This is a genomic window from Paraburkholderia sp. Ac-20340 (assembly GCF_017104965.1).
GTDB lineage: Bacteria > Pseudomonadota > Gammaproteobacteria > Burkholderiales > Burkholderiaceae > Paraburkholderia.
This window is the reverse complement of sequence record NZ_JAAGPR010000007.1, coordinates 311347-335219: the sequence shown is the minus strand read 5'-3', so window position 1 is coordinate 335219 and position 23873 is coordinate 311347. Positions and strand designations below refer to the sequence as shown.

The 23873-nt window shown below is 63.5% G+C and carries 26 protein-coding genes; 10 read left to right on the top strand and 16 right to left on the bottom strand.

From position 1 onward, the window contains the following. Window positions 1-1707, top strand: a 1707-nt coding sequence (locus G3N59_RS12640) for a sulfatase-like hydrolase/transferase (RefSeq protein ID WP_205982943.1), incomplete at its 5' end; no start/stop codon positions are given. 3 nt (window positions 1708-1710) lie between these two features. On the opposite strand, the gene G3N59_RS12635 is transcribed toward G3N59_RS12640, so the two are convergent. Further along, a complete protein-coding gene (locus tag G3N59_RS12635) occupies window positions 1711-2274 on the bottom strand; it encodes a GNAT family N-acetyltransferase (protein WP_205982942.1) in 564 nt (187 codons plus the stop codon). A gap of 191 nt (window positions 2275-2465) precedes the next feature. On the opposite strand from G3N59_RS12635, the gene G3N59_RS12630 reads away from it, so the two are divergent. Then, window positions 2466-3116 (top strand): LysE family transporter, encoded by a 651-nt coding sequence (locus tag G3N59_RS12630; RefSeq protein ID WP_205982941.1) that lies wholly within the window; start codon window positions 2466-2468, stop codon window positions 3114-3116. On the opposite strand, the gene G3N59_RS12625 is transcribed toward G3N59_RS12630, so the two are convergent. The 5 genes from G3N59_RS12625 to G3N59_RS12605 form a co-directional block, all read right to left on the bottom strand. Further along, the gene (locus G3N59_RS12625; RefSeq protein ID WP_205982940.1) at window positions 3106-3939 is read right to left on the bottom strand and encodes an AraC family transcriptional regulator; all 834 of its coding nucleotides are present in this window, start codon (window positions 3937-3939) and stop codon (window positions 3106-3108) included. The two genes, G3N59_RS12630 and G3N59_RS12625, sit on opposite strands and share 11 nt — an antisense overlap. A 54-nt stretch (window positions 3940-3993) precedes the next feature. Further along, a complete protein-coding gene (locus tag G3N59_RS12620; RefSeq protein ID WP_205982939.1) occupies window positions 3994-4326 on the bottom strand; it encodes a DUF2322 family protein in 333 nt (110 codons plus the stop codon). Window positions 4327-4545: 219 nt separating this feature from the next. After that, window positions 4546-4746: a DUF1289 domain-containing protein gene (locus G3N59_RS12615; RefSeq protein ID WP_205982938.1), complete on the bottom strand. Its 201-nt coding sequence runs from the start codon at window positions 4744-4746 to the stop codon at window positions 4546-4548. A 9-nt stretch (window positions 4747-4755) separates the two neighbouring features. Next, window positions 4756-5028 carry a metal/formaldehyde-sensitive transcriptional repressor gene (locus G3N59_RS12610; protein WP_205982937.1) on the bottom strand — a complete coding sequence of 91 codons (273 nt, stop codon included), beginning with the start codon at window positions 5026-5028 and terminating at the stop codon, window positions 4756-4758. A 65-nt stretch (window positions 5029-5093) separates the two neighbouring features. After that, window positions 5094-5933: a nickel/cobalt efflux transporter gene (locus tag G3N59_RS12605; protein WP_205982936.1), complete on the bottom strand. Its 840-nt coding sequence runs from the start codon at window positions 5931-5933 to the stop codon at window positions 5094-5096. 324 nt (window positions 5934-6257) lie between these two features. Here G3N59_RS12605 and G3N59_RS12600 point away from each other — a divergent pair, with 324 nt between their 5' ends. Continuing rightward, window positions 6258-6611: a hypothetical protein gene (locus G3N59_RS12600; protein ID WP_205982935.1), complete on the top strand. Its 354-nt coding sequence runs from the start codon at window positions 6258-6260 to the stop codon at window positions 6609-6611. A gap of 8 nt (window positions 6612-6619) precedes the next feature. Here G3N59_RS12600 and G3N59_RS12595 read toward each other — a convergent pair whose 3' ends face one another. Next, entirely contained in the window at window positions 6620-7147 is a 528-nt protein-coding gene (locus G3N59_RS12595; RefSeq protein WP_205982934.1) for a hypothetical protein, read from the bottom strand. A gap of 172 nt (window positions 7148-7319) precedes the next feature. Beyond that, window positions 7320-8552 (bottom strand): NADH:flavin oxidoreductase/NADH oxidase family protein, encoded by a 1233-nt coding sequence (locus tag G3N59_RS12590; RefSeq protein ID WP_205982933.1) that lies wholly within the window; start codon window positions 8550-8552, stop codon window positions 7320-7322. Window positions 8553-8700: 148 nt separating this feature from the next. Here G3N59_RS12590 and G3N59_RS12585 point away from each other — a divergent pair, with 148 nt between their 5' ends. Continuing rightward, window positions 8701-9603: an acetoacetate decarboxylase gene (locus G3N59_RS12585; RefSeq protein ID WP_205982970.1), complete on the top strand. Its 903-nt coding sequence runs from the start codon at window positions 8701-8703 to the stop codon at window positions 9601-9603. 18 nt (window positions 9604-9621) lie between these two features. Then, window positions 9622-10095, top strand: a complete 474-nt coding sequence (locus tag G3N59_RS12580) for a MerR family transcriptional regulator (RefSeq protein ID WP_205982932.1) — start codon at window positions 9622-9624, stop codon at window positions 10093-10095. Here the strand turns inward: G3N59_RS12580 and G3N59_RS12575 are convergent. Continuing rightward, the gene (locus G3N59_RS12575; RefSeq protein ID WP_205982931.1) at window positions 10092-10778 is read right to left on the bottom strand and encodes a type 1 glutamine amidotransferase domain-containing protein; all 687 of its coding nucleotides are present in this window, start codon (window positions 10776-10778) and stop codon (window positions 10092-10094) included. The two genes, G3N59_RS12580 and G3N59_RS12575, sit on opposite strands and share 4 nt — an antisense overlap. A 361-nt stretch (window positions 10779-11139) precedes the next feature. Here G3N59_RS12575 and G3N59_RS12570 point away from each other — a divergent pair, with 361 nt between their 5' ends. Next, complete coding sequence (locus tag G3N59_RS12570) at window positions 11140-11439, top strand: hypothetical protein (RefSeq protein ID WP_205982930.1); 300 nt, start codon at window positions 11140-11142, stop codon at window positions 11437-11439. A 19-nt stretch (window positions 11440-11458) separates the two neighbouring features. Here G3N59_RS12570 and ampC read toward each other — a convergent pair whose 3' ends face one another. Continuing rightward, entirely contained in the window at window positions 11459-12592 is a 1134-nt protein-coding gene (gene ampC / locus G3N59_RS12565; RefSeq protein ID WP_241023395.1) for a class C beta-lactamase, read from the bottom strand. A gap of 155 nt (window positions 12593-12747) precedes the next feature. Between ampC and G3N59_RS12560 the strand changes: the two genes are divergently transcribed. Further along, window positions 12748-13614, top strand: a complete 867-nt coding sequence (locus tag G3N59_RS12560; protein WP_205982928.1) for a LysR family transcriptional regulator — start codon at window positions 12748-12750, stop codon at window positions 13612-13614. Window positions 13615-13635: 21 nt separating this feature from the next. Here the strand turns inward: G3N59_RS12560 and G3N59_RS12555 are convergent, their stop codons facing one another. Both G3N59_RS12555 and shiA read right to left on the bottom strand, forming a co-directional pair. Continuing rightward, window positions 13636-14406: an IclR family transcriptional regulator C-terminal domain-containing protein gene (locus tag G3N59_RS12555; RefSeq protein ID WP_205982927.1), complete on the bottom strand. Its 771-nt coding sequence runs from the start codon at window positions 14404-14406 to the stop codon at window positions 13636-13638. Window positions 14407-14494: 88 nt separating this feature from the next. Then, window positions 14495-15814, bottom strand: coding sequence for a shikimate transporter (gene shiA / locus G3N59_RS12550; protein ID WP_205982926.1), 1320 nt, complete (start codon window positions 15812-15814; stop codon window positions 14495-14497). A gap of 435 nt (window positions 15815-16249) precedes the next feature. Between shiA and G3N59_RS12545 the strand changes: the two genes are divergently transcribed. Next, window positions 16250-17380, top strand: coding sequence for a VOC family protein (locus G3N59_RS12545; protein ID WP_205982925.1), 1131 nt, complete (start codon window positions 16250-16252; stop codon window positions 17378-17380). A gap of 20 nt (window positions 17381-17400) precedes the next feature. Here G3N59_RS12545 and G3N59_RS12540 read toward each other — a convergent pair whose 3' ends face one another. Continuing rightward, complete coding sequence (locus G3N59_RS12540; protein WP_205982924.1) at window positions 17401-18390, bottom strand: zinc-dependent alcohol dehydrogenase family protein; 990 nt, start codon at window positions 18388-18390, stop codon at window positions 17401-17403. Between the two features lie 154 nt (window positions 18391-18544). Further along, the gene (locus G3N59_RS12535; RefSeq protein WP_205982923.1) at window positions 18545-19468 is read right to left on the bottom strand and encodes a LysR family transcriptional regulator; all 924 of its coding nucleotides are present in this window, start codon (window positions 19466-19468) and stop codon (window positions 18545-18547) included. 127 nt (window positions 19469-19595) lie between these two features. Between G3N59_RS12535 and G3N59_RS12530 the strand changes: the two genes are divergently transcribed. Continuing rightward, complete coding sequence (locus tag G3N59_RS12530) at window positions 19596-20639, top strand: TraB/GumN family protein (protein WP_205982922.1); 1044 nt, start codon at window positions 19596-19598, stop codon at window positions 20637-20639. An 86-nt stretch (window positions 20640-20725) separates the two neighbouring features. After that, window positions 20726-20944, top strand: coding sequence for a hypothetical protein (locus G3N59_RS12525; RefSeq protein ID WP_205982921.1), 219 nt, complete (start codon window positions 20726-20728; stop codon window positions 20942-20944). Between the two features lie 114 nt (window positions 20945-21058). On the opposite strand, the gene G3N59_RS12520 is transcribed toward G3N59_RS12525, so the two are convergent. Together G3N59_RS12520 and G3N59_RS12515 are read right to left on the bottom strand one after the other, a co-directional pair. Next, window positions 21059-22252 carry a porin gene (locus G3N59_RS12520; RefSeq protein WP_205982969.1) on the bottom strand — a complete coding sequence of 398 codons (1194 nt, stop codon included), beginning with the start codon at window positions 22250-22252 and terminating at the stop codon, window positions 21059-21061. 233 nt (window positions 22253-22485) lie between these two features. Further along, window positions 22486-23865, bottom strand: a complete 1380-nt coding sequence (locus tag G3N59_RS12515) for a cytochrome c (protein ID WP_205982920.1) — start codon at window positions 23863-23865, stop codon at window positions 22486-22488. Window positions 23866-23873: the final 8 nt, after the last annotated feature.

Genomic DNA, 23873 nt, shown 5'->3' with positions numbered 1-23873 from the left:
GGCACGCCCTCGGACGGCGTGCCGGCGTTCCGCCAGGCCGCCGCCGCGCCGGGCGAGGCGCCCGCGGGCTACAACATCCTCTTCATCCTCACCGATCAGGAGCGCCACTTCGACGCCTGGCCGTTCCCGGTGCCGGGCCGCTCGGCGCTGCGCCGCGACGGCATCACCTTCGGCAATCACCAGATCGCCTCGTGCGTGTGCTCGCCTTCGCGCTCGACCATTTACACGGGGCAGCACACGCAGCACACCGGCGTGCTCGATAACGCGGGCGTGCCCTGGCAGCCCGATATGTCGCCGGACATTCGCACGGTCGGCGACATGATGCGCGACGCCGGTTACTACGCGGCCTATCTGGGCAAATGGCATCTGAGTTCGAAACTGCACGAAACGGCCAGCCCTTACACCGCGCCCGTGGCTGACTACAACCACACGATCAAGGAATACGGCTTCGACGATTATTTCGGCGTGGGCGATCTGATCGGCATGGTGCGCGGCGGCTATAACTACGACGGCATCACGACCGAATCGGCCGTGAGCTGGATGCGCAATCACGCGCCGCGCCTCGCGAAAGAAAACAAGCCGTGGTTTCTCGCGGTCAACCTCGTGAACCCGCATGACGTGATGTTCGTGAATACCGATCCTGCGGGCTCGAACCTGCAGGACGCGAACAAGCCGATGCTCGGCAACGCGCATCCGCCCGAAGATGCGCTCTATCAGCAGAAGTGGGATCGCGTGCCGCTCGCGGCGTCGCGTCATCAGCCTTACGACGAGCCGGGCCGCCCGCCTGCGCACGGCATGTTCAATGCGGCGCACGCGAATCTGGTCGGCCGTTATCCGTTCACCGACGAACGGATTCGTGTCTATCAGGACAACTACTTTAACTGCCTGCGCGACTGCGATACGCATGTCGTGCGTCTGCTGCAATCGCTGCAGTCGCTCGGGTTGGACGAGCGCACGATCGTCGTGATGACCGCCGATCACGGCGATCACGTGGGCGCGCATCAACTCGTGGGCAAGGGCGCGACGGCGTATCAGCCGCAGAATCATGTGCCGTTCGTGATTCGCCATCCCGCTTATCCGGGCGGCAAGCAATGCAATGCGCTGACTTCGCATATCGACGTCGCGCCGACCTTGCTTGGCCTCACGGGTCTCGACGACGCGCGCCGCGCGAGCATCGGCGGGCCTGCGCTCAAGGGTAAAAACCTCGTGCCCTGGCTGGCCGCGCCCGAGAAAGCGCAGACCAATAGCGTGCGCGATACGGCGCTCTTCAACTACGCGATGCTGCTCTATTACGACAGCGAATGGATGCTCAAGGAACTGGGCACGCTGCGCGAAAAAGGCGTACCCGAAGACGAATTGCGCCGCCGCGCGCTGGCGCAGCAGCCGGATTTCCGTTTGCGCGGCACCATACGCAGCGTATTCGACGGGCGTTATCGATTCACGCGTTACTTCTCGCCGCTGCAATTCAATACGCCGACGTCGATGGAAACGCTGTTCGCGCAGAACGACGTCGAGCTATACGACGTGGCGAGCGATCCTGGCGAGATGCGCAATCTGGCCGTGGACCGCAAGCGCAACGGCGAATTGTTGCTGGCGATGAACGACAAGCTGAACAACGCCATCGCCAATGAAGTCGGCGACGATAACCCCGACGTCATGCCGATTCGCGACGGCAAAGTGCAGGTGCAGGTGCGCGGCTTCCACTAAGGTTCACACTGTCAAAGCTTGAGGCGGGCGGCGCGCGGGATCGAGTTGCTTGTAATAGAACGTGGTTGCGCAGAACTGGCCGTCGGGCATGAGTGCGTAGTCCGGCACCGTGCCCGCGCGCTGCCATCCCGCGCGCGCGTAAAGCCGCTCGGCGTCGCCGCCCGTGACCGTGTCGAGCACCAGCACGGTTTTGCCCGCCTGTTGCGCGTGGGTATCGACGGCATGCATCAGACGCGCGCCGATGCCTTTTTTACGGACTTCCTGCAGGACCAGCATCTTCGCGACATCGGCGCGATGCGGCTGATTTTCGGGCTGCGCCGTGACGATCTGCACCGTGCCGACGATGCGGCGTTGCGCGTCTTCTGCGACGAGCAGGATGCGTTCGTTCGCGGCCACGCCATCGGCGACGTGCTGCCAGAACGCGAGCGCGGTCTCGCGCGCGAGCGGCGCCATGAAGCTCACCGAAGCGCCGCCTTCGACGCAATCGATCAGCACATCGGCGAGCGCGGGGATGCTGGCGGCCGCTTCGTTTGCATCGAGCCGGCGCACTTCGATATCGCTAGGCATGCTGTACTCCGTTATGGGTGTTGGGGCGCGCAGCGTTTCGCGTCGCGCAGGCGTTGAGCGGGTGCGGCGTGGATATCCACGGCCAAGTGTAGCCCTGGTTGATTGCAGACAAATTTCCCCAGCAATTTCTTCCAATACTTCGCAGACGGCCTGCTGCATGATCGGGACTTTGCTCGCGCCTTTCTTACGCAATGAACCCCGCAACCAACGGCTTTCTGCTTTCGCTTTCGCTGTGCCTCGATATCGGCATCGCCAACATCGCCATGATGAATCTCGCCATGCAGCGCGGTTACTGGAATGGCTTCTGGCTGGGGCTGGGATCGTGTATCGGCGATCTGATCTACGCGGTGCTCGCGCTCGCCGGCATGACCGCCTTGCTGCAATTTCCCGGCGTGCGATGGTGCATGTGGCTGGGCGGAACGGTCGTGCTGGCGGTGCTGGCGTTCAAGATGATCCGCTCGGCATTGGCTTCGGTGCGTTCGAATAGCGTAGAACAACCATCCGAATCGCATGGCACGCCGCTTCAGCAGTTCGCCAAAGGCGTGCTGCTCGCGCTTTCATCGCCTTCCGCGATCGTCTGGTTCGCGGCGGTGGGCGGTTCGCTGATCGCGCAATCGGGCGTGCACGGCTGGCAGGCGACCAGCAGCTTTCTGGGCGGCTTTTTCGCGGCGGGCGTGGCGTGGACTGTCGCGGTGTGCTTCGCGGCACGTCAGGGCGGCAAGCGCTTTGGCGCGCGCGGGTTGTCGTTCTGCTATTTCGCGTCGGCGGCGCTGTTTGCGTTCTTCGCGTTTCAGGTGGTGACGTCGGGTTACCGCACGCTGATTCTGGGCGTCATGCCTTAGCAAATCGCAACGGGCTCACGCCCAGGGCCTTGCGGAACGCGTTGATAAAGTGGCTTTGATCGTAGAAGCCCAGCGCGAATGCCACATCGGCAATCGTTGCGCCCGCACGCAATCGATGTCGCGCTTCGATCAGGCGCAACTGCATATGATATTTGCCCGGCGACATGCCGAAGGCATCCTTGAACGCGCGTATGAGATGAAACTTGCTGACGTCGGCGACGCTGGCGAGTTCGTCGAGTTTGACCGGCGCGTCGAGCCGTTCGCGCATGAACGCCTGCACATTGTCGAGGCGCGTTGCGCTTAGCCGCGCGTCGCCCGCATGCGGCGTATGCGTGTGGCCGTTGGCGAGCAAAGCCGCAACCAGTTCGGTCAGCGCGGTGTCGTATTCGAGCGTATCGGGCCTGGTGTTGCCGTCGTCGTGCAGCGAACGCGCGGCGAGATAGACATCGACGATATGCCGATGCAGCGCTTCATCGTCGAAAACGCCCTGAGTGACTTCCTGCGCAGACTCACGCGATACCCAGCCATTCGCATGGGCGATATCGGCCAGAAGCCGCGGTTCCAGGTACAACGAAATAAATTCGGTCGTGCCCGCGGTGCGATCGTATTCCGATGCCTGAATCGCAAACGGGTTGTAAACGGTTGACGTGCCTGCAGGCGAGCAGAACGTTTTGCCGTCGAGCCAGACATCCTCGCTGCCGGACAGCGTGGCGCTGATCACATATTCGGCGTGCGTGTGACGCGGGAAGGCCGCCGCGCCCGAGGCGCGGATACGCGCGACTTCCAGCGCGCCGCTACGGTAGAACTCCGTCGTGTCCAGCATGATGGCGATGTAAAAACGGCCGCAGAATGTGCGGCCGCTTTGCAGCGCGAATCGTCAGGCGGCGGCGATCACGTCGATACGCAGCGCCTCGCCGCCGGCTGCGATTTCCAGCAGGCGATCGACGTTCGGGTGTGCGCCCGGACGGTTGCGCGCGTCGGCGGTGTGCTCCGCGAACACGGCCAGACCGTGTTCGGCGGCCTTCGCGTCGAGCGAGCCGAAAGCCTGCTTCAGGTAGTGATAAACAGCCAGCGAGCCTTGCTTGCCCGGCTTGTTTTCGATCGTCGACACCACGGTGCCCTGGCCGTCGACCAGATCGATACGCTCGATGCCGTCGATTGCGGGGAGTTGCGCGAGGTTGTCCTTGAATACGGTGCCCGGTTGAATCATTGCAGTGAATAAGTCGAAGAGAGAACGAATGCAAAAGTATAGTCGATTGCTTCGAACCCACTCATACTTGGGGTTTTCTTTCGCGCGGGATGTCGAATCTGGGGTGGGGCACGCAAGTGCGCGGGTGTGCTCGCGAGCATCTTCTTCGACAAGATGCTGGGGCTGACCGATCACTGAGCGGCGCAAACGCTACCGCTGCACGGCGTCGTTCAGATAGCGCTATTCATCCGACGACGCCTGTTGTATTTCGCGTCCCAGTTTGGCCTGGCGGCGGCTTCTTTCGTTGATGATCTGATGGCGGCGGTGGTCCGTCATTTTCTTCCAGCTACGCGCTTCTTCACGCGTGCGCAGGCAGCCGGTGCAAAAGCCGGTCTTGCCGTCGAAGGCACAGAGTTCGATACAGGGCGATTTAACAGCCATAGTGCAGGTTCACTTGAAGTAGCTGTGAACCACTTCGATCAATTGTTCCTTGCCGCTGCCGTGCTCGTCCTCGGGTTCCGCATCGACCAGATGTGTGCGGATGTGATCTTCGAGCACCACGGCCAGCAGCCCGTTCATCGCGCCGCGGCTGCTGGTGATCAGCTGAAGCACGTCCATGCAGCCGCGTTCGTCTTCGAGTGCGCGCTCGATAGCCTCGACCTGCCCCTTGATGCGGCGCACCCGGTTGAGCAGCTTCTGTTTATCGCGAATCGTGTGGCTCATGCGTTACCTCGACAGAATGGATGCGCGAGTATAGCGTGGGGGCCGCCCGCGATTGCGGGCCAGCATCACACTACGGCCAGCGCGCTCAGCCCTTGATAGCCGACGAATAGACCCACGAGCATGATCAACGCGCCGGAAAAATACGGTGCCTTGCGCGCGACACTGCCGAAGCCGCTCCATCGGCGCGAGACGTGTTTGACGCTCAGCGCGGCGAGGGTGCCGGACGCGACCATCGTGAGCGCGAGGCCGATGCTGAAGCACAGCACCAGCGATGCGCCCAGCGCAAAACGCTTCAATTGCAGGCACAACAGCAGCACGGTGATGGACGCGGGGCAGGGCACGAGGCCGCCAGTCAGCCCGAACATGACGATCTGGCCAGTCGTGACATCGCGATTGGCGAAGCGGCGGCGAATATCGTCCGCGTGCGCGCGTTCGTGGGCGTCCTGATACTCCTGCGAACCGATATCGAGGCCATCGTGATCGTGATGATGCTCGTGATGATGGTGATGGTCGTGGTCATGATCGTGACCATGATGGTGGTGATGCGCGTGGGCATGCCGATGTTCGCGCCAGGCGCGCCAGATCATCCACGCGGCGACGCCCACGATCAGCACCGCCGAGGCGATCTGGAAGTACGGCTCGCTCGTCTGCGCGTTCCAGTTGCGCCCGAAATACATGCCTGCAAGTGCGATCGCCCAGACCACGACGGTGTGGGACAAGGTCGCGGAAAGACCCAGCAGCACAGCCTGGCCGACCGTGCCCCGAATCGCCACGATGAAGGCGGCCATCATGGTTTTCGAATGCCCGGGCTCCAGGCCGTGGAGCGCGCCCAGCAGAATCGCGCTGGGAATGAACAGCCATGCGCTCGACGCGCCTTGCGAAAGAAGAGTGGAGAAGTCCGTCACGCCGCCTTTTTCCTTACCTGAAATGCCCGCGCACGCTTGTCGAAAGTGGCTGCGCGATGGTCTATATACCGTAGGGGGGTATATTACACAGATAGGGTACAGGGGTATACTAAATTCGCGATGTGGCGTACGGCCCTGTTTGTGCTCGCGGGCGCCGCGTTTTCGCAAGGCGCTTATAATCGCGCCACGATTCGGGGGATCGCCGTTGCGAATGTCGTGTTCGCAGGCGCATGTCAACCGGCTTGTTCGCACTTGCGCGACAAGTTCCAACCGCTCTCTGTTCTGGCTGCGCGTACTTGCGCGCGCCACAAAGATTTGAATTCGATGAAGAAAAAACGCTGGATTGCGCTGCTGCTCCTGATTCTTTCGGCCGCAGCGGTGGCTCACTTTTTACGCCCGGGCATTAGCGCGGCTGATCGCGATTACTATTCGGCGCTGCTTTGCCACGTGACGACCAACGACGTCATCAACGACGGCGGCCGCGATCCGCGCAAGAGCATGCGATATGTGATCGAGAACGGGAATTCGGACTACGGCCTGCACAAGCTCGAATACAACGCAGCAGCGGCGGACGACGCGCTGGCCCGCTTCGCGAAGCTCGACGCCGATCAACAGCGCGCCGCGCGCGCGAGCGGCACGGATTGCCAGCGTCTTATGGGTTTGAGCGCCGCGCAGTAAGCGGCGCGTTACGAGACCTCGTGAGCGGCCGGCAAACGCGGCATTGGCCCGAAGAAGAACGCGAACAGCCTGCGCCTGCCGATAACGCGGGCGAGTTCGGCCATGACGCAATAGTTGATGATCAGCACGACCAGCAGCAGTTGAATGGCGAAGAAGTGCGCCCAGTCGAGTTCGACGAGTAACTGATGGTTCGCGGCGGCCAGATTGTGCGCGCTCTTCCAGTAATCGAAGAGACGTTCGAGGTAATGGAGTAGCGAGGCGACAGCGGTATAAATCACCGTTTTCCAGCCTACATTCCAGATCAGCGGTTTCTCGGGAAAGCGGTTCACGAACGGCAGCATGTTGGCCAGCAGAACCGATTTGCCGAGCACCAGCGCGGCGATCGTCACGGCACCGGAAGTCGGTAACGATATGCCTGTGTCGTGTGTCATCAGCGAACGGATCAGCGCGACAATATGCAGGATAACGAAGAAAAAGATAGTGGGCGGCAACATCTCCTTGAATTCGTGCCAGACCTTGGTAGTCACGCTATTCATGATGGCTTTTCCTCGCTCATGCGCGCTGGCGTCCGGGTTCGATCATCTTGCGATCATGTCCGAAAACGTCCCGGTCCGGCCGAAACCTGATATGTCGATATTAGGCTACCGGGAAAAAAATCGCGGTTAAAAAGCGCGCCAGCTTTTACGGAAAAAGCGCTTATCCCGCCGATTATTTCGCTTGCTGCATCATCCAGCGTTTGTATTTTCGCGTGCGCGAAACATCGGCCAGTTGCTGCAGAATCAATGCGCGTAATGGCGATACGGTGGGATCGGTTTGCTTTCCTGTGCTCAGCCGGTGCAACTGGAATTTGACGGTTGCCATATTCGCCAGCGACGCCATCGGCTTGTTCTTCCAGGTGATAGGCGCAAGCGCCGGAGCGTTATCTTTACCGGCGCGCCATGCGCGCGGCAGATCCGGATCGATGGCCAGCGCCGTGCCGATACCCACCATATCCACGCCGCTCGTCACGACTTGTTCCGCAATCGCGCGTCGGCGGATACCGCCCGTGACCATCACCGGCATACGCGCAATCGTGCGGATATCGCGGGCGAATTCCACGAAATAGGCTTCGCGCGCCAGGGTGCGGCCGTCACGCGCATCGCCTTGCATGGCCGGCGCTTCATAACTGCCACCCGACAGTTCGACCAGATCGACGGCCTGTTCGTTGAGAAGCTTGACGACCTGACGCGCGTCGTCGGCGCTAAAGCCGCCGCGCTGAAAATCGGCGGAATTGAGTTTGACGGCCACGGCAAAGCGCGGCGATACGACGGCGCGCACGGCTTTAACGATCTCTAGCAGCAGGCGCGCGCGATTCTCCAGCGAGCCGCCCCATTGATCGCTGCGCTGATTGCTCAAAGGCGAAAGAAACTGACTCAGCAGATAGCCGTGCGCCGCGTGAATCTCGACGCCCGTAAATCCGGCGAGTTCGCCCAGCCGCGCCGTGCGCGCAAAACGCTGAATCACGTCTTCGATCACTTCATGGGTCATGGCCTGAGGAACGGCGAAATGCTTCGACATCTTGCCGAGCGCGAGCGGCACAGCGGAAGGCGCCCAGGTGGGCTGGCCGAGATTGGCGCGCATCTGGCGGCCCGGATGATTGATCTGCAGCCAGAATTGCGCTCCCTTCGAACGCCCGACGCTCGCCCATTGCCTGAACGCATCCAGTTGCCGGTCGTCTTCGAGCACCACGCCGCCCGGGCCGGTCATCGCGCGGCTGTCGACCATGACGTTGCCGGTAATTAGCAGGCCCGCGCCGCCGTCCGCCCACACCTGATAAAGACGCGTCAATTGCGCCGATGGCGCATGACGGGCATCGGCCATGTTCTCTTCCATCGCGGCTTTGGCGATGCGGTTCGGGATCGTCGAACCGTTGGGTAAAGCTAGTTTGTCGAACACGTTCATGGTTGACCTCGTTTCATCGTGGTCCGACTTTAAGATTAAAGTCAACTTGAAGGTCAAGCACTATCTGTGCGGTCACGCACAGCTTGACCTTCAGGCTGACTTGAACCTTAAAGTGCCGAAAGATCAACTATCGGAAAGGTCGGCGAATATGGACAGGCTGCGAACGGAAGTCGAATTTGGACCGCATAGGGTGGAAGTGCCGGCGGGTGGCTATTACGACCGCTTCAGGATGAATCCCGATCTGGATGAAGTGGCGCGTGATCCCGCTGCAGGGAATATCGATTTTTTCAGAAGGATTCCCAAGCAACTGGTCGAGTCGCGAGTCGGCCCGACGTGGGCGCCTAACTTTTACTATCGCACCAGCCATATTCAGGCTTTATTGCTTGCTCCGTTAGCGCAATTGCGGACGATGTTGCCGACGCCGCTCGAACCGCTGCGCGCGTTTCCCGGCTATGGGCTGGTTGCGCTGACGTTCTTCTCGTATTCGGTTTGCGATAACGATCCTTATGACGAGGTCTCCATCGCGATCGTGATTCGCCGTCCTGGCGCGCGCGGTTCGCACGCGCTGGAACTGCTGGATTCCATGCGTCGGCGCAGTTTTCATGCGCATGTACTGGCGCTGCCCGTGACGACGGAAATCGCACGCGTGCGCGGCGTCTATGGTTATCAGTTGCCGAAATGGCGCGCCGATATTGCTCTGAATATAGGCGCCAATGTAAGCGCGCAGATTGCCGGACCCGATGGCACGCAGGACCTGGTATTGAATGCGCCGCTGCCGGCGTTGCGAAATGTGGCGCCGCAATCGCATATGGCGACCAACACCTTGATCAATAAAGTCGATGGAGTCTGGCATCAGGCGACGGTGCAGACCAATACGCTATCCTTTGCGCAAAGGCTGTTGCCGCGCGACGTAAAACTGTTGCGTGGCGGCGGCCCCTTGAGCCAGTTGCTGGACGGACTGGGCGCATCGAAGATCGTTCGACTCGATGTCGTCAAGGATGCGCAAATCGTGCTGAATTTGCCCACGCCGCTCGCGCCGGGTTGGGTCTGATCGGAGAGTACGGACATCATGAAGATTGGGGAACTGGCCGAACGCACGGGCCTGGCGGCTTCGCGTATTCGTTTCTACGAAGATATCGGCTTGCTGAAAGTCGAGCGCGAACCGAACGGCTATCGCACCTATGCGCCGCAAGCCGTGCTGGTGCTCGATCTGATTTCGGCAGCGCAGCAAGCCGGTTTCAGTCTCGACGAAATCCGCATGTTGCTGCCGCCCGATATGGAGCAGTGGCAACATGGCACGCTGATCGAAACGCTGCGCGCGAAGGTGCTGGATATCGAGGCGCTGGAAAAGCGTCTCGCGCAGAGCAAGGCGCATATCGTTGCGCTGCTCAAGGAGATCGAGGCGAAGCCCGACGATATGGACTGCAGCGCCAATGCAAAGCGCGTGCTGTCGCGTATTCGCGCGGGCGAAGTGAAAGTGCCCGCGCCCGCGCTGGCCGCCGCGGACGTCAAGACCTTGCGCAAGACCCGGCGGCGCAGTTAACCGAGCAGCGCAGCAACCTGTTTCGCCGTGGCTTTCGCGGACTGCGGGTTTTGCCCGGTCACCAGGCGGCCGTCGGTGATCACGTGGGAAACGAAGGGCAGCAGGGCTTTTTCATAGCGCGCGCCGCGCTGCTTCATCGCTTCTTCCGCGTTGTACGGCACTTTCTTTGCCACGCCCGCGAGCACTTCTTCGACCCACGAATAGCCGGTGACGCGGCGTTTCTCCACCAGACGGGTGCCGTCGGAAAGCGTGGTGTTCAACAATCCGCAGTAGCCGTGGCAAACCGACGAAACGATGCCGCCGCGCTCGTAGATGTCACGCGTGATGCTTTGCAGGCCCGCATCGTCGGGGAAATCCCACATCACCGCGTGGCCGCCCGTGAAATAGACGGCATTGAAATCGGCTGGGTCGATCTGATCGGGGCGCGCGGTCCTCGCCAGCAGTGCCTGGCAATCCTTATCGTCTAGCCAGGCTTTCACGGAGGCATCGGCGAGCGGCCATTTGAGTGCGCGCGGTTCCAGCGGCGACTCGCCGCCTTTCGGGCTGACGATCTGCTGGTCGTAGCCGTGTGCGGCGAACACATGCCAGGCGTGCGTCAGTTCGGAGAGCCACAGGCCGGTTGGGTCGGCCACGTCCGCATAGTGGGCGACATTGGTGACGACGTGCAGTACGCGCTGGGTCATGGCCTCGGTTCTCCGTTGATCGGTTTGCGGCACGCGCAGTGCGCTCTGGCAGCCGTTAGCCGTAACCATAACGTTCAAGTCAACCTGAAGGTCAAGCGTTGTCGATTGCACCGCATCACACGCTGCAACAGTCAGGATGCGCGCAAGATGTCAAAATACGTGTTCGTGCCCCGCATCGAGGCGGCTCCCAGGCCGTCTGTGACGCGGTTATGCTTGAGATCAGGTCGCTGAATCCCATTTATCCTCCGTGAACCAGCGTATTCGTCCCCCCTTGCCGCCAGAATGGCCTTTCCCGCCGAGCCGCGATGTCGCTGGCCGCGCGTTTGGCGATCTTGTCGCGCTTCAATATCGCGGTGCCGGTGTGTGGCTCTGGAAATGCCGCTGCGGCAACCACGTCACGGCCAGCCTCGGCGAGGTGGAGAGCGGCCAGACGCGCGATTGCGGCTGCGGCGAGCAGCGCCGCGTCTGGCGCTCGCGGCCGGGTTCGCCGTCGCTCAAGGGCGGCGAAGTGTTCGGCCAGTTGACCACGGACCGCTATGCCGGCAATGGCATGTGGGTCTGCCGGTGCGAGTGCGGCAACGAGGTGACGATCAGCGCCGGGCGCTTGCGGCTGGGGCAGGCGCGGTCGTGCGGGCGTTGTGCGGGGCCTGCGGGTGGTTGAGTGGCGCGCAACGCGTCCATCACTTCCGCGTCTTTGATTCCGCCTGATCCAGCGCTTCCAGAATCGCATAAGCCGCGCTCACCCGTGCCTCGGCCGGATACGCCTTGTTCGCCAGAATCACCACGCCGATACGCCGCGCGGGCACGTAGGCCACATAGGTTGCAAAACCGTTGGTCGAGCCGGTTTTGTTGATGAGCGCATCCGCTTGCGGCGCGAGTGGCGGCGTGAGTGCGTGCGCGGCCATCGGCTTGAGGATGGCGTCCGGGTTGTTGCCGCGTTGCAGCGTGTCGAGCGCCACCGGCCACGGGTACTGCTCCCAGACGACATCCTGCGTGAACGGGCCGCTCGTGTAATAGCCCGTGTGCGTGCAGTCGATCGCGCGCTGCCACGTCGCGTCGAGCTTGCCGATACCCATATTGGCGTCCAGATAACGCGCAAGATCGCCGCTGGTCGTGCGTACGCCATAGGCTTCATCGGCGAACACACCGGGGTTCAGGCGCCTGGGCACATCGTTCTTGTCATAACCCTGCGCGTAACGCGCCTGGCTCGCCCTCGGCACGTCGATAAACGTATGCGTCATGCCGAACGCGGGAAAAAGCTGCTGCTCGAACGCCTCGCGGATCGGCATCCCCAAACTCTTCGCCGCCGCCCGTCCCAGCAGACCGATACCCAGATTCGAATACACGCGCTGCGTGCCCGGCGCGCTCGCCGGTTGCCAGTTGCGCAGCCAGGCGTTCATTTGCGCATCGGTGTCGATGCCGTCGGGCACGAAGAGCGGCAGGCCGGACGTGTGCGTGCCCAGATTCAGCACGCTCACGTGATCGAAGACGCTGCCGCGCAGCGCCGGCACGTACTCGCTCGCGGGCGCGGAAAACGAGAGCTTGCCGTTCGTCTGCGCATAGCAGGCCAGCGTGGCCGTGACGGTTTTGGTCACCGAGCCGATTTCGAACAGCGTCTCCTGATCGACACGCGCACCGGTGGTCTTCGACGCCACGCCGTAGTTGTAGAACGCATGCCGCCCGTTCACGGTGACGGCGACCGCCACACCCGGAATGCCGTACTTAGCCTGCAACGGTTGAATGGCCGCATCGACGACGGCTTTTTCGGCGGGCTCGGCAGCCTGTGCGGTCATGGCGACAGACATCGCAGCCATCAGCATAACTTTCATCTTAAAAAGAAAGGGGTTCGGCATCGTTTGGCTTCCGTTGTGGTGAAACGCGAATGTGAAGGCGAATTCTGTGGCGTTGCCGCCCCATTCACAAGCGACGATAATTTGCCTCACCCAAAAGCAAAACTTATGGATAGCCCATGCGTCCCAACGTCCCGCTCCACGCGCTGCGCGCTTTCGAAGCCTCGGCGCGCCATCTGAGCTTCACGCGCGCCGGGCTCGAACTCAAGGTCACGCAGGCCGCCGTCAGCCAGCAGGTGCGCATGCTCGAAGACTGGCTTGGCGTGCCCTTGTTCCGGCGACTGCCGCGCGGCCTCGGCATGACCGATGAAGCGCGCGCCTTGCTGCCGGTGTTGAGCGACGCGTTCGGCCGCATCGAGACCGTGCTCAAGCAGTTCGAAGGCGGGCGCCTGCGCGAGGTGCTGACGGTGGGCGTGGTGGGGACGTTCGCGATCGGCTGGCTGATGCCGCGCCTCAAGGCGTTTCGCGAGGCGCATCCGTTCGTGGAACTGCGCCTGTTGACCAACAATAATCTCGTCGATCTGGCGGGCGAGGGGCTGGATTTCGCGATCCGTTTCGGCGACGGCAAATGGCCCGCGACGCAGAACACGCATCTGCTGGACGCGCCGCTGGCGGTGCTGTGCGCGCCGGAGATCGCGCGGCGTCTGCGCACTGCCGGGGATCTCGCGAGGGAAACGCTGCTGCGCTCCTATCGCACCGACGAATGGTTGCGCTGGTTCGATGCGGCAGGCGTCGAGCCGTGGACCGTGAGCGGGCCGATTTTCGATTCGTCGCGCCTGATGGCCGAAGCGGCGATGCAGGCCGCGGGCGTAGCGCTCGCGCCCGCGCGCATGTTCGAGCGCGAGTTGCAGATGGGGCTGCTGGTGCGGCCCTTCGATGTCGAGGTGCCGACCGGCAGTTATTGGCTCACGAGCCTGGCGTCGCGGGCAATGGCACCGGCGATGCGCCTGTTCGAAGCGTGGATCGTCGCCGAAGCCGCGCGCTAATTTGCGCTGCGCGGGTGTGCGTTACAGCACGTTCAGCATCGACAGCGCGGTTTCCTGCAGATGCGGCAGCACGCGCGTCACGGCTGCTTCCGCGCTTTCGTTGCCGATCGACATATTCGTGCTCAAGGCGGCGATCACGTCGCCGGCGCGGTTGCGCAGCGGCACGGCCACGCCGCGCACGCCCACCTGCAACTGCTGTTCGATGAGCGCGTAACCGTCGGCGCGGGCACGGACGATTTTCTCGCGCAGACGCGTTGCGCTGGTCAGCGTGTGCGGCGTGAAGGGCGCGAGTTCCACGGCGTCGAGCCACGCCGACACCGCCTGCTGATCCTCCTTGTACGCGAGCAGCACGACGCCCGGCGAGATCAGCGGCGCGGGCACGCGCGCGCCCAGCACGAAGCCCGTGGTCATCACGCGCGAGACGCCGTTGCGCGCGATCACGACCAGATCCCAGCCGTCGAGCACGCTCACATACGCCGATTCGTTGAGCGTCGCGCTCAGTTGCTGAAGATAGGGCTGCACGGTGCGCGGCAGGCGCGCCGAATCGAAATACGACCAGCCCACGCGCAGCACGCGCGGCGTGAGGCCGAACAGGCGCCCATCGGTATAGACATAGCCGAGCGATTCGAGCGTGAGCAGATAGCGCCGCGCAGCGGTGCGCGACAGACCCGTGCGCTCGGCGGCCTGGGTTGCGGTCATGCGGGCGTGCTCGCTGTCGAAGGCTTCGAGAATCGCCAGGCCTTTTTCCAGACCGGCGATCCAGTCGCGCTTGTCGAGATTCGTCGTTTTCATGTGGGGTTCATCGGCGCGCAGGCTTTGAAGCACAAAAGGCCGGGCATGCGCCCGGCCTCGTGATGGCTTGCTGGATGGTGCGTTGCGTTCAGGCTTGCGCGGGTTTCATGCGCGCGGCGACAATCAGCGAAATCAGGCAGCCCACGGCCAGGTAGGCCGCCACCAGATGCCACGAGCCGTTGCCCGCGCCCACCAGCGCCACGGCGATGAAAGGCGTGAAACCGCCGCCCACCACGCTGGCGAACTGATAGCCCACGCCTGCGCCGCTGTAGCGGTATTCGGCGCCGAACAGTTCGGTGAAGAGCGGCTGCTGCACGCTGACCACCATGTCGTGCGCGAGGTTGGCGAGCGCCACCGAGCAGAGCACGATCCACAGCGTCGAGCGGGCTTCCAGTGCGAGGAAGAACGGCACTGCGCTGACCAGACCGATCACCGCGCCAACCAGATAGATGCGGCGCATGCCCAGACGGTCGGCCAGCCAGGCGAAGCAGGGAATCGTCACGCACGAAATCGCGCCGACAAACAGACCGATGCCCAGGAACAGATCGCGCGAGAGGCCGAGATTCGCCGTCGAATAGCTCAGGGCGAAGGCGGTCACGATATACATCGTGAAGAGTTCGGCCAGACGCAGCGCGACGATGTAGAGGAAAGCCTTCGGGTGACGCGTGAGCGCTTCGAGCACCGGCATCTTGAGCTTGCGATCGGCGTGTTCGACCTTTTCGACGAATTCCTTCGACTCGTCCATGCTCGAACGCACCCACAGGCCGATCAGCACCAGCACGACGCTGAACAGGAACGGCAGACGCCAGCCCCACGAGCGGAACGCCGTCTCGCCCAGCAGATGGCTCAGCAGCGCGACAATGCCGGTCGCGAGCACGAGGCCCACGCCGTAACCCACCTGCACGCCGCTGCTGTAGAACGCCTTCTTGCCCTTGGGCGCGCTTTCGACGGCCATGAGCGCTGCGCCGCCCCATTCGCCGCCCACGGCGAAGCCCTGGATCGCGCGCATCAGCACGAGCAGCACGGGCGCCCACCAGCCGATCGTGGCGAAGGTGGGCAGCAGGCCGATGGCGACCGTGGACAGGCCCATCAGCATGACGGTCAGCACGAGCATGCGCTTGCGGCCGAGGCGGTCGCCGTAGTGGCCGAACACCACGCCGCCGAGCGGACGGAACAGGAAGCCGACGCCAAAGGTCGCGAAGGCCGCGAGCGTGCCCATGTTCTTGCCGATGGCCGGGAAGAATTCGGCGTTGAAGACCAGCGCCGCGACGATGCCGTAGAGCAGGAAGTCGTACCAGTCGACAACCGCGCCGACAAAGCTGCCAAGGGCCGCTTTCTTCGCCTGGCTGCGCGAATGGCTTTGCTTGGCCGGCTCGGCGGCGCCCGTGGATTCGAGGGTGGGGGTCATGAGATGTCTCCAGTCCCGGCAGCGTTTTTGTCTGCCTGCGTAGTTACTCGCGGTGTGGCTTGCGGTGTTGCGTCTTTCGCTGCGCGCATGTGGTTGGCAGCGGTGAAACGGAGCATAGGGCGGCGCGTGCCCCGGATCAATGCGTACAACGCGCGAAATGCGCGATTATCGCCCATAAGTGTGCGATTATCGAACGCTTTCAGGGTTAGCACGGAGACTGACGCCCTCCCGGCATCAGGGCCGTCTTTGGCGCAGTGTACGAATTGGTTAAAATTGCCGCGCGGCGGCATGGGGCCTGGCGAGCAGTCCAGCGCACCCTGAGATTGTGCCGGGGCTTGCGCCGCGCGCGTTCTGCCCGCACTCTCTAGCTGTGCCGCCGCCTGGTTTCATCGTTTTCTTTTGACGCTTCAACGTCTGGTATCAGGAGCTTCCCGCATGTCGTCCAACCCCATTTCCGGTACGCCGGAGCAGGCCAATCCGCTCGGCATGGCCGGGCTCGAGTTCGTCGAATTCGCGGCGCCCGAGCCCGTGGCGCTGGCGGCGCAGCTCACGCAGCTGGGGTTCAAGGCCATCGCGCGTCATATCAGCAAGGACGTGACGCTGTGGCGCCAGGGCCAGATGAATTTCCTCGTCAACGCCGAACCCGATTCCTTCGCCGCGCGCTATGCCGAGGAATACGGCATGGGCATCTGCGCGATCGGCGTGCGCGTGGAGAACGCCCGGCGCGCCTTCGAGCATGCGCTGCGCGTGGGCGCGTGGGCCTATGAAGGCGAGCGCGTCGGCGCGGGCGAATTGCGCATTCCGGCCATTCAGGGCATTGGCGACTCGCATATCTATTTCGTCGATCGCTGGCGCGGCCGTGGCGGTCAGCGCGGCGGCGTGGGCGATATTTCGATCTTCGACATCGACTTTCGTCCGATCGATATGGCCACGGCGCAGGCCGATCTCGAACACAGCGGCACCGGCCTGCAACGCGTCGATCACCTCACGCAGACGGTGGGCGCGGGGCGTATCGGCGAATGGCTCGATTTTTATCGCGATCTGCTGCATTTCCGCGAGATCCACGAAATCAACGCGAACTGGCACGTGGCGCAGGAGTCGCGCGTGATGGTGTCGCCGGACGGCGAGATCCGCATTCCGGTCTACGAGGAAGGCACGCACCGCACCGAACTCATGCACGACTATCTGCCCGATCATCCGGGCGAGGGCGTGCAGCATATCGCCCTGGCAACCGACGATATCGTGCCCTGCATCGACGCGCTGATGGCCAACGGCGTGGAGTTCGTCGAGCCGCCGGCCGCCTATTACGATTCCGTCGATGCGCGCCTGCCGGGCCATGGCGTCGATCTGGAAGCGCTGCGCAAGCGCCACATCCTGATCGACGGAGAAATGGGCGCGGACGGCGTGCCGCGCCTCTTTTTCCAGACCTTCGTGAAGCGCCGCGCGGGCGAGATCTTTTTCGAAGTGGTGCAGCGCAGCGGCCATCAAGGCTTCGGCGAGGGCAATCTCGACGTGCTGGCGAAAGCGCGCGCGGCGCAGGGCGACCAGGCCGCCGATCGTCCCTGATCGCCGCGGATAAGCGCCGCTTAAACCGTCACGACGATCTTGCCGACCTGCTCGCCGGCTTCCATGTAGCGGTGGGCGTCGGCGATCTGCTCGAACGGGAACGTGCGGTCGATCGCCGGTTTGAGCGCGCCCGAGGCCAGCCCTTCGGTGATAAAGCGTTTGGCGCGCGCGAGCCGCGCGGCGTCGGTCGTGACTTCGAACAGCTCGTAGCCGCGCACGCTCAGATGACGGCCGAGCAGGTCCATCACGGGCACGCTCAGATCGCGCGTGTCGAGCGCGCCATACTGGAAGAACATGCCCTCGCGCGCGAGCGCACGCAGTTGATGCGCCGCTTCCGGGCCGCCCACGGGATCGAACGCGATCTGCGCGCCGCGCCCTTGCGTGATGTCGAGCACCTGCTGCGTGAGCGCCGCGCCGCCGCCCGCGATCACGTGTTTCGCGCCGGCTTGCAGCAGCGCTGCGCGTTTCTTCTCGCTGCGCGTGAGCGCGATGGGCGTGGCGCCCACCATGTTCGCGATCTGGATCGCAGCCAGTCCCACGCTGCTCGACGCCGCGCCCACCAGCACCGCTTCACCCTGCTTGAGGCCGCCGAACTCGATCAGCGCGCCCCAGGCGGTGGCGTACATCATCCACGTTGCGGCGGCTTCCTCGAACGACAGCCCGGCCGGGTTCTTCACCACCGCATGCACGGGCGCGTTGACGAGTTCGCCATACATGCCGTATTCGATAAACGAAAACGCGGGCACCACGCTCACCGCGTCGCCTACCGCGAAGTCCTGCACGCCGCTGCCCACGGCTTCGATCACGCCCGAGCCTTCGTAACCGAGCTGCGCGGGGAATGGCGGCGCGTAGGTGTACTGGCCGCTGCGATACATCACTTCGGCGCGATTCAGGCCGATGGCCTTGACGCGGATCTGCACTTCGCCAGCCTTGGGCGCGGCCACATCGACATCGTCGATCTGCAGCACTTCGGCACCACCGACGCGGTTGAAACGGACGACTCGTGACATCTCAGACTCCTTCGATCAAACGGTTTCGAACGGATACTGTAGGCCGCGTCGCGGCGCGGATAAACGCGCAGTCCGATGACTCATTGTTATTCGATCAATAACAATCGAAGCGTTTTTGTTTCGACCGTTTCGACCGTCCAGGTACGAGGCGCTTTCAGCCCGGCAGCCGCCGCGCCGCGAGTTCCGAAATCCAGTCGATAAACACGCGTACCTTGCCCGGCAGATGATCGCGATTCGGATAGAGCACGGAAACCGGTTTGGGCACCGGCGCGATATTGGGCAGCACTTCCACCAGATGGCCGGTATCGATAGACGGTTGCAGCGCGGGCCGCAGCGCCTGCACGATGCCGCAGCCCGCGAGGCCGCAGGCGAGCAGGGCGTCGAAGTTGTCGGTGAGCATGCCGCTCGCGAGCTTGAGCGTGACGGTCTTGCCGCCTTGCCGGAAAGTCCAGTCCATGACCCGGCGGTTGCGGCCGCTGAAGAAGTTCACAGCCTTGTGCGGCTGGCTTGCTGACTGTAGATCGTCGAGCGTGCGCGGCACGCCGTAGCGCGCCAGATACGCAGGCGACGCGCAGGTCGCCAGTTGCACCATGCCGATCTGCCGGCCAATCAGACCCGAATCCTTGAGTGCGCCCACGCGCAGCACGCAGTCGATCCCTTCACTGATCAGATCGGCGGGTTGATCGCTCACGCCCAGCACGATCTCCACTTGCGGATAACGCTGCTGGAAGTCGGGCAGCGCGGGCACGACCACGGCCTTCGCGAGCGCCACCGGCAGATCGAGCCGCAAACGCCCTTTAGGCTGCGGGCGATTCTGCGCGAATTGCGCGAACGAGGCGAAGGTGTCGTTGACGTTGGCGAGCAGTTGCACGCAGCGCTGATAGAACGCTTCGCCTTCGGCCGTTGTGCTCACGCGCCGCGTGCTGCGATTGAGCAGGCGGATGCCCAGTTCCGCTTCCAGTTGCTGCACCGCCTTCGTGACGGCCGGGCGATGCTGCTGCAGCGCCTCGGCGGCCTGCGTGAAGCTGCCGCGTTCGACGATATTCACGTAGATCTGCATCGCTTGCAGACGGTCCATGGGCGCTCCTCGGGCCAGTGATTCAGACCCGCATCTTCGCACGCGCGACGTGTGGGCTGACGCACGCAGAGGCCGTTTTGCAAAGCGTATGCTGTGAGCGGGCCTTCCCCTCAGGCGGGGTCGAACAATGATCAGCGTTGCGCGTATCTCCGGGACATGCCGCCGCGTGGCGCTCGCCTGCGCGGCGCTATGGCTGGCCGCCGCGTATCCGGCGCTGTCGCAGGCGCAGGCCGTCAGGTCCGCGGAAGACCATCCGCCCGTCTGGGTCGCGCGCTCGCCCGACCATCCCACGCTGATCCTGTTACCGACGATCCACGCGCTGGCCATCGACGATCCGCGCGTGAACGCCGCGCTCGCTTCGCTCGCCAGCGGCGTGCAGGCAATCGTGCTGGAAACGCACACGCAGCCCACGCCCGAGGACACGCAGACGATCAAACGCATCGGCCTCTATCCGGCGAGCGACAGCCTGGCGAATCACGTGAGTTCGATGACGGCCGAATCGCTGGCGCGTTGCGCGCGCGAAAGCGGCGCCGATATCCGCACCTTTTTCCAGACCAAGCCGTGGCTGGCGGGCTTTGCCGTGGAGGCCGTGCGCCTGCATCAATGGCAGTGGGTATCGAACGGCGGCAAGCGCGCGCATTTTGTGAAAGCGGCTGCGCCGCTGGTATTTCCCGGCATCGACGAGCGGCTGGAAACGCTGGCGCGCCATCGGCAGATTCCGTTGATCTACCTGGAAACGATGGAGCAGGGCATGCAGCTTTTCGACGATATGCCCGCCGCCGACCAGGAAGCCTTTTTGCAGGGCGTCTGCACGGGCCTGCACGGTGGCCGATCGCCCGGCGAAGTGTCATACGAATCGTTCCAGAGCGCGTGGGCCGTGGGCGATGCAGCGGCGCTCGAGCGTCTGGCGAATGCGCGTTATCCCGGCGAAAGCGACGCGCATTACGATTTCAGCCAGTATCTGTTCGCGCGCGGCACCGATATCTTCGCGGCAACGCTCGCGCAGGACGGTTACTTCTACGGTAAAGGGCCAATACTGGTGGCCGTGGGCGCGGGCCACTTCTTTGGCGAGCGATCGCTGCTTCAGCATCTGCGCGACGCGGGCTATACGATCACGCCGCCCGCCATGGCGCCACAACCCGCGCCGCCGCACGAAGTCGCAGCGCGTTGAATCTTTCGTTTTGCTTGCGCCGATAGCGGCAAAGACTTACCGCGCCTTACCCTAAAGGTTCCATCCGCGCCGCCGTTAGCCAGGATATGAAGACGCCATTTTCCAAATCGGAAGCGCAACTGATTCTCTCGATCGCCCACGAGCGCGCGGAATATCGCGCCGCTGCGGCGGGTGTCGAACTCGAATCGGCCGCGGGTTCCGCGATCTACGATACCGTGATCTACTCGACGCTTTCCGAGCTTGCGCCGGCGCTGTCGATCGATGAATTCATCGGTCTGCTCGCGCGCCCGGAAGTGCTGCACTGAGCCGGCATATTAGTCGGGATTCCTGATCGATAGAGGCAAAGGTTCGCCCACTGGACGAACCGCACGCAGGGCACGCCGCGCAGTTGCGCCGCGTGCCCTTTTGCATGGTGATGCTTAGAACTTCTGGCGGAAGCCCACGCTCACGATCGCCTGCGACTGGGCCGCCGACGAGTGGCTGTTGCCCTTGTCCGACACCGATGCCGTGGCTGCCACCGGTTCGCCGAGCGCGTTGAGCGTCATGCCCGAAGCGTGCTGATAGCCCGCGAGCAGGTACACGGTCGAGCGCTTCGACAGATCGTAAAGCGCGCCGAGCGAGACGTTGTGGTACTGCGCTTCATCGTCCTGACCGTCGACGTGGCTGCCACGCGTGTAGCTGTAGCCCGCGAACAGGCGCGTGCGCGGTTGCACGTTCCACATGCCGAACACACCGGCGATGTTGAAGGTCGCCGTGCCCGAGTAGAGCGAGTTCGTGCCGGCCTTGTACTGCACGTTGCTGTAGTTCACGCCGACCAGCGCGGTGCCGAAGTCCCACGTCGCGCCCGTCGCGATCACCTGCTGCGATTGCGCGCTCGCGTAGCCTTCGTTGATCGACGAGTTGAAGGTGCCGTCGTAGGTGCCTTGCCATTTGCCGTAGGTGCTGTCCGCGGTGCTGGTCTTGCTGTTGTCCGAGCGCTCGTAGCCCACGCCCACGCGCAGCGGGCCGTTCGCGTACGCGCCGCCCACGCTCCACGTGTTCTTGCGCTTGAGGCTGCCGGCCTGGCCGCCGAAGCCGTACAACGCGCCGAACGTGAAGCCCGAGTAGTTCGCGCTGGTGTACTTGATCGAGTTGTCGACGCGGGTGGTCTGATCCAGATCGTCGATATCGCCCGGATGCGCGCCGAAGCCGCCCACCACGCTGACCGGTGCGACCGGCGCGACGAAGTCGTTGAGCGAGGTGTACTGGCGGCCCATCGTGAGCGAACCGTATTGCTTGTCGGTGAGGCCCATGAATGCCTGACGGCCGAACAGGCGGCCACCTTGACCCGAGGTGCCGTTGCTGATGTCGAAGCCGTCTTCCAGCAGGAAGATCGCCGCCAGACCGTTGCCCAGATCTTCCTTGCCCTTCAGGCCCCAGCGGCTGCCCGAAAGATTGCCGCTCGTCACGCCCACGTTCGAGTGGCCTTGATAGGCGCCTGCGCTGCCGGTGCGCTCATTGCTGCGGTACGTGATACCCGCATCGACAATCCCGTAGAGCGTAACGGAGCCCTGCGCCGCCGCGACGCCCGCGAGCGACATCAGAATCGGTGCAGAGATCAGGTGTTTTTTCATCATGTGTTGTCTCGATGAGAGGCGGACCGCCATGCTGCGGTCTCTTGTTATGCGCGCAGGAACAGACCGTCTCGCGTGCGGATGCGAGACGGCCCGCGGCCTGCGCGCGGAAAAAAGGCGTGGATTTTACGGAGTCGCGCAGAAAGCGCTAGTGATTTTTCCGCGCGCGGCGCGATGCCGCGCGCGAAAACCTCCGCGCTTTAAGGCCTGAATTCAAGGCCTGGATTGCATCCCTAGCGCTTGAACGACGCGCCCGCAGGCGTGTCGGTCGTGACGATGCTGACCGTCTTGCGCACCTTGGCAACGTCACCGGCGCTGACCGGCGCGCCGGTATTGCCCCAGCTCGTGCGCACGAAGGTGGCGACATCGGCGACTTCCTGATCCGAGAGTCGCCAGCCGAACGGCGGCATCGTGAAGGTCGAAGGCGCGGCTTTCGTGCCTTCCAGCGCGGCGCCCGTGAGCAGCACGTGGATCAGCGAAGTGGCGTCCGTGCCCTGCACGACGGGGTTGCCGCCGAGTTCCGGGAATACGCGGGTATAGCCGCGTCCGTTGCTGCGGTGGCAGGCCATGCAGTTGTCGCGATAGACCGCGGCGCCGCGCGCGCTGGCGTCGCCGCTTTGCAGCGCCTGACCGGCGGCGGCATCGTAGGCGTAGGGCGTTTCCTTCGCGTCGCTCGACGGCAGCGTCTTCAGATAGCGGGCCATCGCAAGCAGATCCGCATCGGTCATGTACTGCATGCTGTGCTGGACCACATCGGTCATGCCGCCGAACGCAGCGGTATGCAGATTCCGGCCGGTTTTCAGAAACTGGACGATATCGTCTTCGCTCCAGGTGCCGATGCCGGTACGCGGATTACCACGCAGATTCGACGGCACCCAGCCGTCGATCGGGCCGCCGCCCGCGAGGAAATCGTCGCCTTCGAGATCGGTGAGCGCGCGTTCCTGCATGGTCGCCGCGCGCGGCGTGTGGCACGCGCCGCAGTGGCCAAGACCCTGCACGAGATAGGCGCCGCGCGACACGATTGCATCGTTGTAATGCGAACCGTCGAAGGCCTGCACCTTCGGCGCGAACATCGTGCGCCAGATGCCTAGCGGCCAGCGCATCGACATCGGCCAGGGAATGTCCACCGCGCGGTTTTGCGCCGCGACCGGCGCGACACCCTGCGTGAAGTACGCGTAGAGCGCCTTCATGTCGTCATCGGACAGGCGCGCGTACGACGGGTAGGGCATCGCCGGATACAGCGTGTCGCCGGTCGGGCGCACGCCTTCGCGCACCGCCTTGGCGAAATCCGCGTAACTCCACTTGCCGATGCCGGTATTGGCGTCGGGCGTGATGTTGGTCGAATAGATCGCGCCGATCGGCGTGTCGAATTTCAGGCCGCCCGCGAAGGGCTTGCCGCCTTTCGCGGTGTGGCAGGCGATACAGTCGCCGGCGCGTGCGAGATATTCGCCGTGCGCGACGAGCGCGGCGTCGGCTTGGGTGCTGGCGGCGGGGGCATTGGCGGCGCTGGCCGAAAGCGGCGCAGCCAGCACAGCCGCCGAGATCGTTGCGGCCGCAACCGTCAGGCGTGCGGCACGACGCACGATGCGCGTGGGGGAAAAGATCGTCTTCATACGGCTCG

What these genes read in the sequence shown, in the direction of transcription:
- G3N59_RS12635 (WP_205982942.1), bottom strand. Translation starts at nt 2,274, where the DNA reads ATGCCTAGCGATATCGAAGTGCGCCGGCTCGATGCAAACGAAGCGGCC.
- G3N59_RS12630 (WP_205982941.1), top strand. Translation starts at nt 2,466, where the DNA reads ATGAACCCCGCAACCAACGGCTTTCTGCTTTCGCTTTCGCTGTGCCTC.
- G3N59_RS12625 (WP_205982940.1), bottom strand. Translation starts at nt 3,939, where the DNA reads ATGCTGGACACGACGGAGTTCTACCGTAGCGGCGCGCTGGAAGTCGCG.
- G3N59_RS12620 (WP_205982939.1), bottom strand. Translation starts at nt 4,326, where the DNA reads ATGATTCAACCGGGCACCGTATTCAAGGACAACCTCGCGCAACTCCCC.
- G3N59_RS12615 (WP_205982938.1), bottom strand. Translation starts at nt 4,746, where the DNA reads ATGGCTGTTAAATCGCCCTGTATCGAACTCTGTGCCTTCGACGGCAAG.
- G3N59_RS12610 (WP_205982937.1), bottom strand. Translation starts at nt 5,028, where the DNA reads ATGAGCCACACGATTCGCGATAAACAGAAGCTGCTCAACCGGGTGCGC.
- G3N59_RS12600 (WP_205982935.1), top strand. Translation starts at nt 6,258, where the DNA reads ATGAAGAAAAAACGCTGGATTGCGCTGCTGCTCCTGATTCTTTCGGCC.
- G3N59_RS12595 (WP_205982934.1), bottom strand. Translation starts at nt 7,147, where the DNA reads ATGAATAGCGTGACTACCAAGGTCTGGCACGAATTCAAGGAGATGTTG.
- G3N59_RS12590 (WP_205982933.1), bottom strand. Translation starts at nt 8,552, where the DNA reads ATGAACGTGTTCGACAAACTAGCTTTACCCAACGGTTCGACGATCCCG.
- G3N59_RS12585 (WP_205982970.1), top strand. Translation starts at nt 8,701, where the DNA reads ATGGACAGGCTGCGAACGGAAGTCGAATTTGGACCGCATAGGGTGGAA.
- G3N59_RS12580 (WP_205982932.1), top strand. Translation starts at nt 9,622, where the DNA reads ATGAAGATTGGGGAACTGGCCGAACGCACGGGCCTGGCGGCTTCGCGT.
- G3N59_RS12575 (WP_205982931.1), bottom strand. Translation starts at nt 10,778, where the DNA reads ATGACCCAGCGCGTACTGCACGTCGTCACCAATGTCGCCCACTATGCG.
- ampC (WP_241023395.1), bottom strand. Translation starts at nt 12,592, where the DNA reads ATGGCTGCGATGTCTGTCGCCATGACCGCACAGGCTGCCGAGCCCGCC.
- G3N59_RS12560 (WP_205982928.1), top strand. Translation starts at nt 12,748, where the DNA reads ATGCGTCCCAACGTCCCGCTCCACGCGCTGCGCGCTTTCGAAGCCTCG.
- G3N59_RS12555 (WP_205982927.1), bottom strand. Translation starts at nt 14,406, where the DNA reads ATGAAAACGACGAATCTCGACAAGCGCGACTGGATCGCCGGTCTGGAA.
- shiA (WP_205982926.1), bottom strand. Translation starts at nt 15,814, where the DNA reads ATGACCCCCACCCTCGAATCCACGGGCGCCGCCGAGCCGGCCAAGCAA.
- G3N59_RS12545 (WP_205982925.1), top strand. Translation starts at nt 16,250, where the DNA reads ATGTCGTCCAACCCCATTTCCGGTACGCCGGAGCAGGCCAATCCGCTC.
- G3N59_RS12540 (WP_205982924.1), bottom strand. Translation starts at nt 18,390, where the DNA reads ATGTCACGAGTCGTCCGTTTCAACCGCGTCGGTGGTGCCGAAGTGCTG.
- G3N59_RS12535 (WP_205982923.1), bottom strand. Translation starts at nt 19,468, where the DNA reads ATGGACCGTCTGCAAGCGATGCAGATCTACGTGAATATCGTCGAACGC.
- G3N59_RS12530 (WP_205982922.1), top strand. Translation starts at nt 19,596, where the DNA reads ATGATCAGCGTTGCGCGTATCTCCGGGACATGCCGCCGCGTGGCGCTC.
- G3N59_RS12525 (WP_205982921.1), top strand. Translation starts at nt 20,726, where the DNA reads ATGAAGACGCCATTTTCCAAATCGGAAGCGCAACTGATTCTCTCGATC.
- G3N59_RS12520 (WP_205982969.1), bottom strand. Translation starts at nt 22,252, where the DNA reads ATGAAAAAACACCTGATCTCTGCACCGATTCTGATGTCGCTCGCGGGC.
- G3N59_RS12515 (WP_205982920.1), bottom strand. Translation starts at nt 23,865, where the DNA reads ATGAAGACGATCTTTTCCCCCACGCGCATCGTGCGTCGTGCCGCACGC.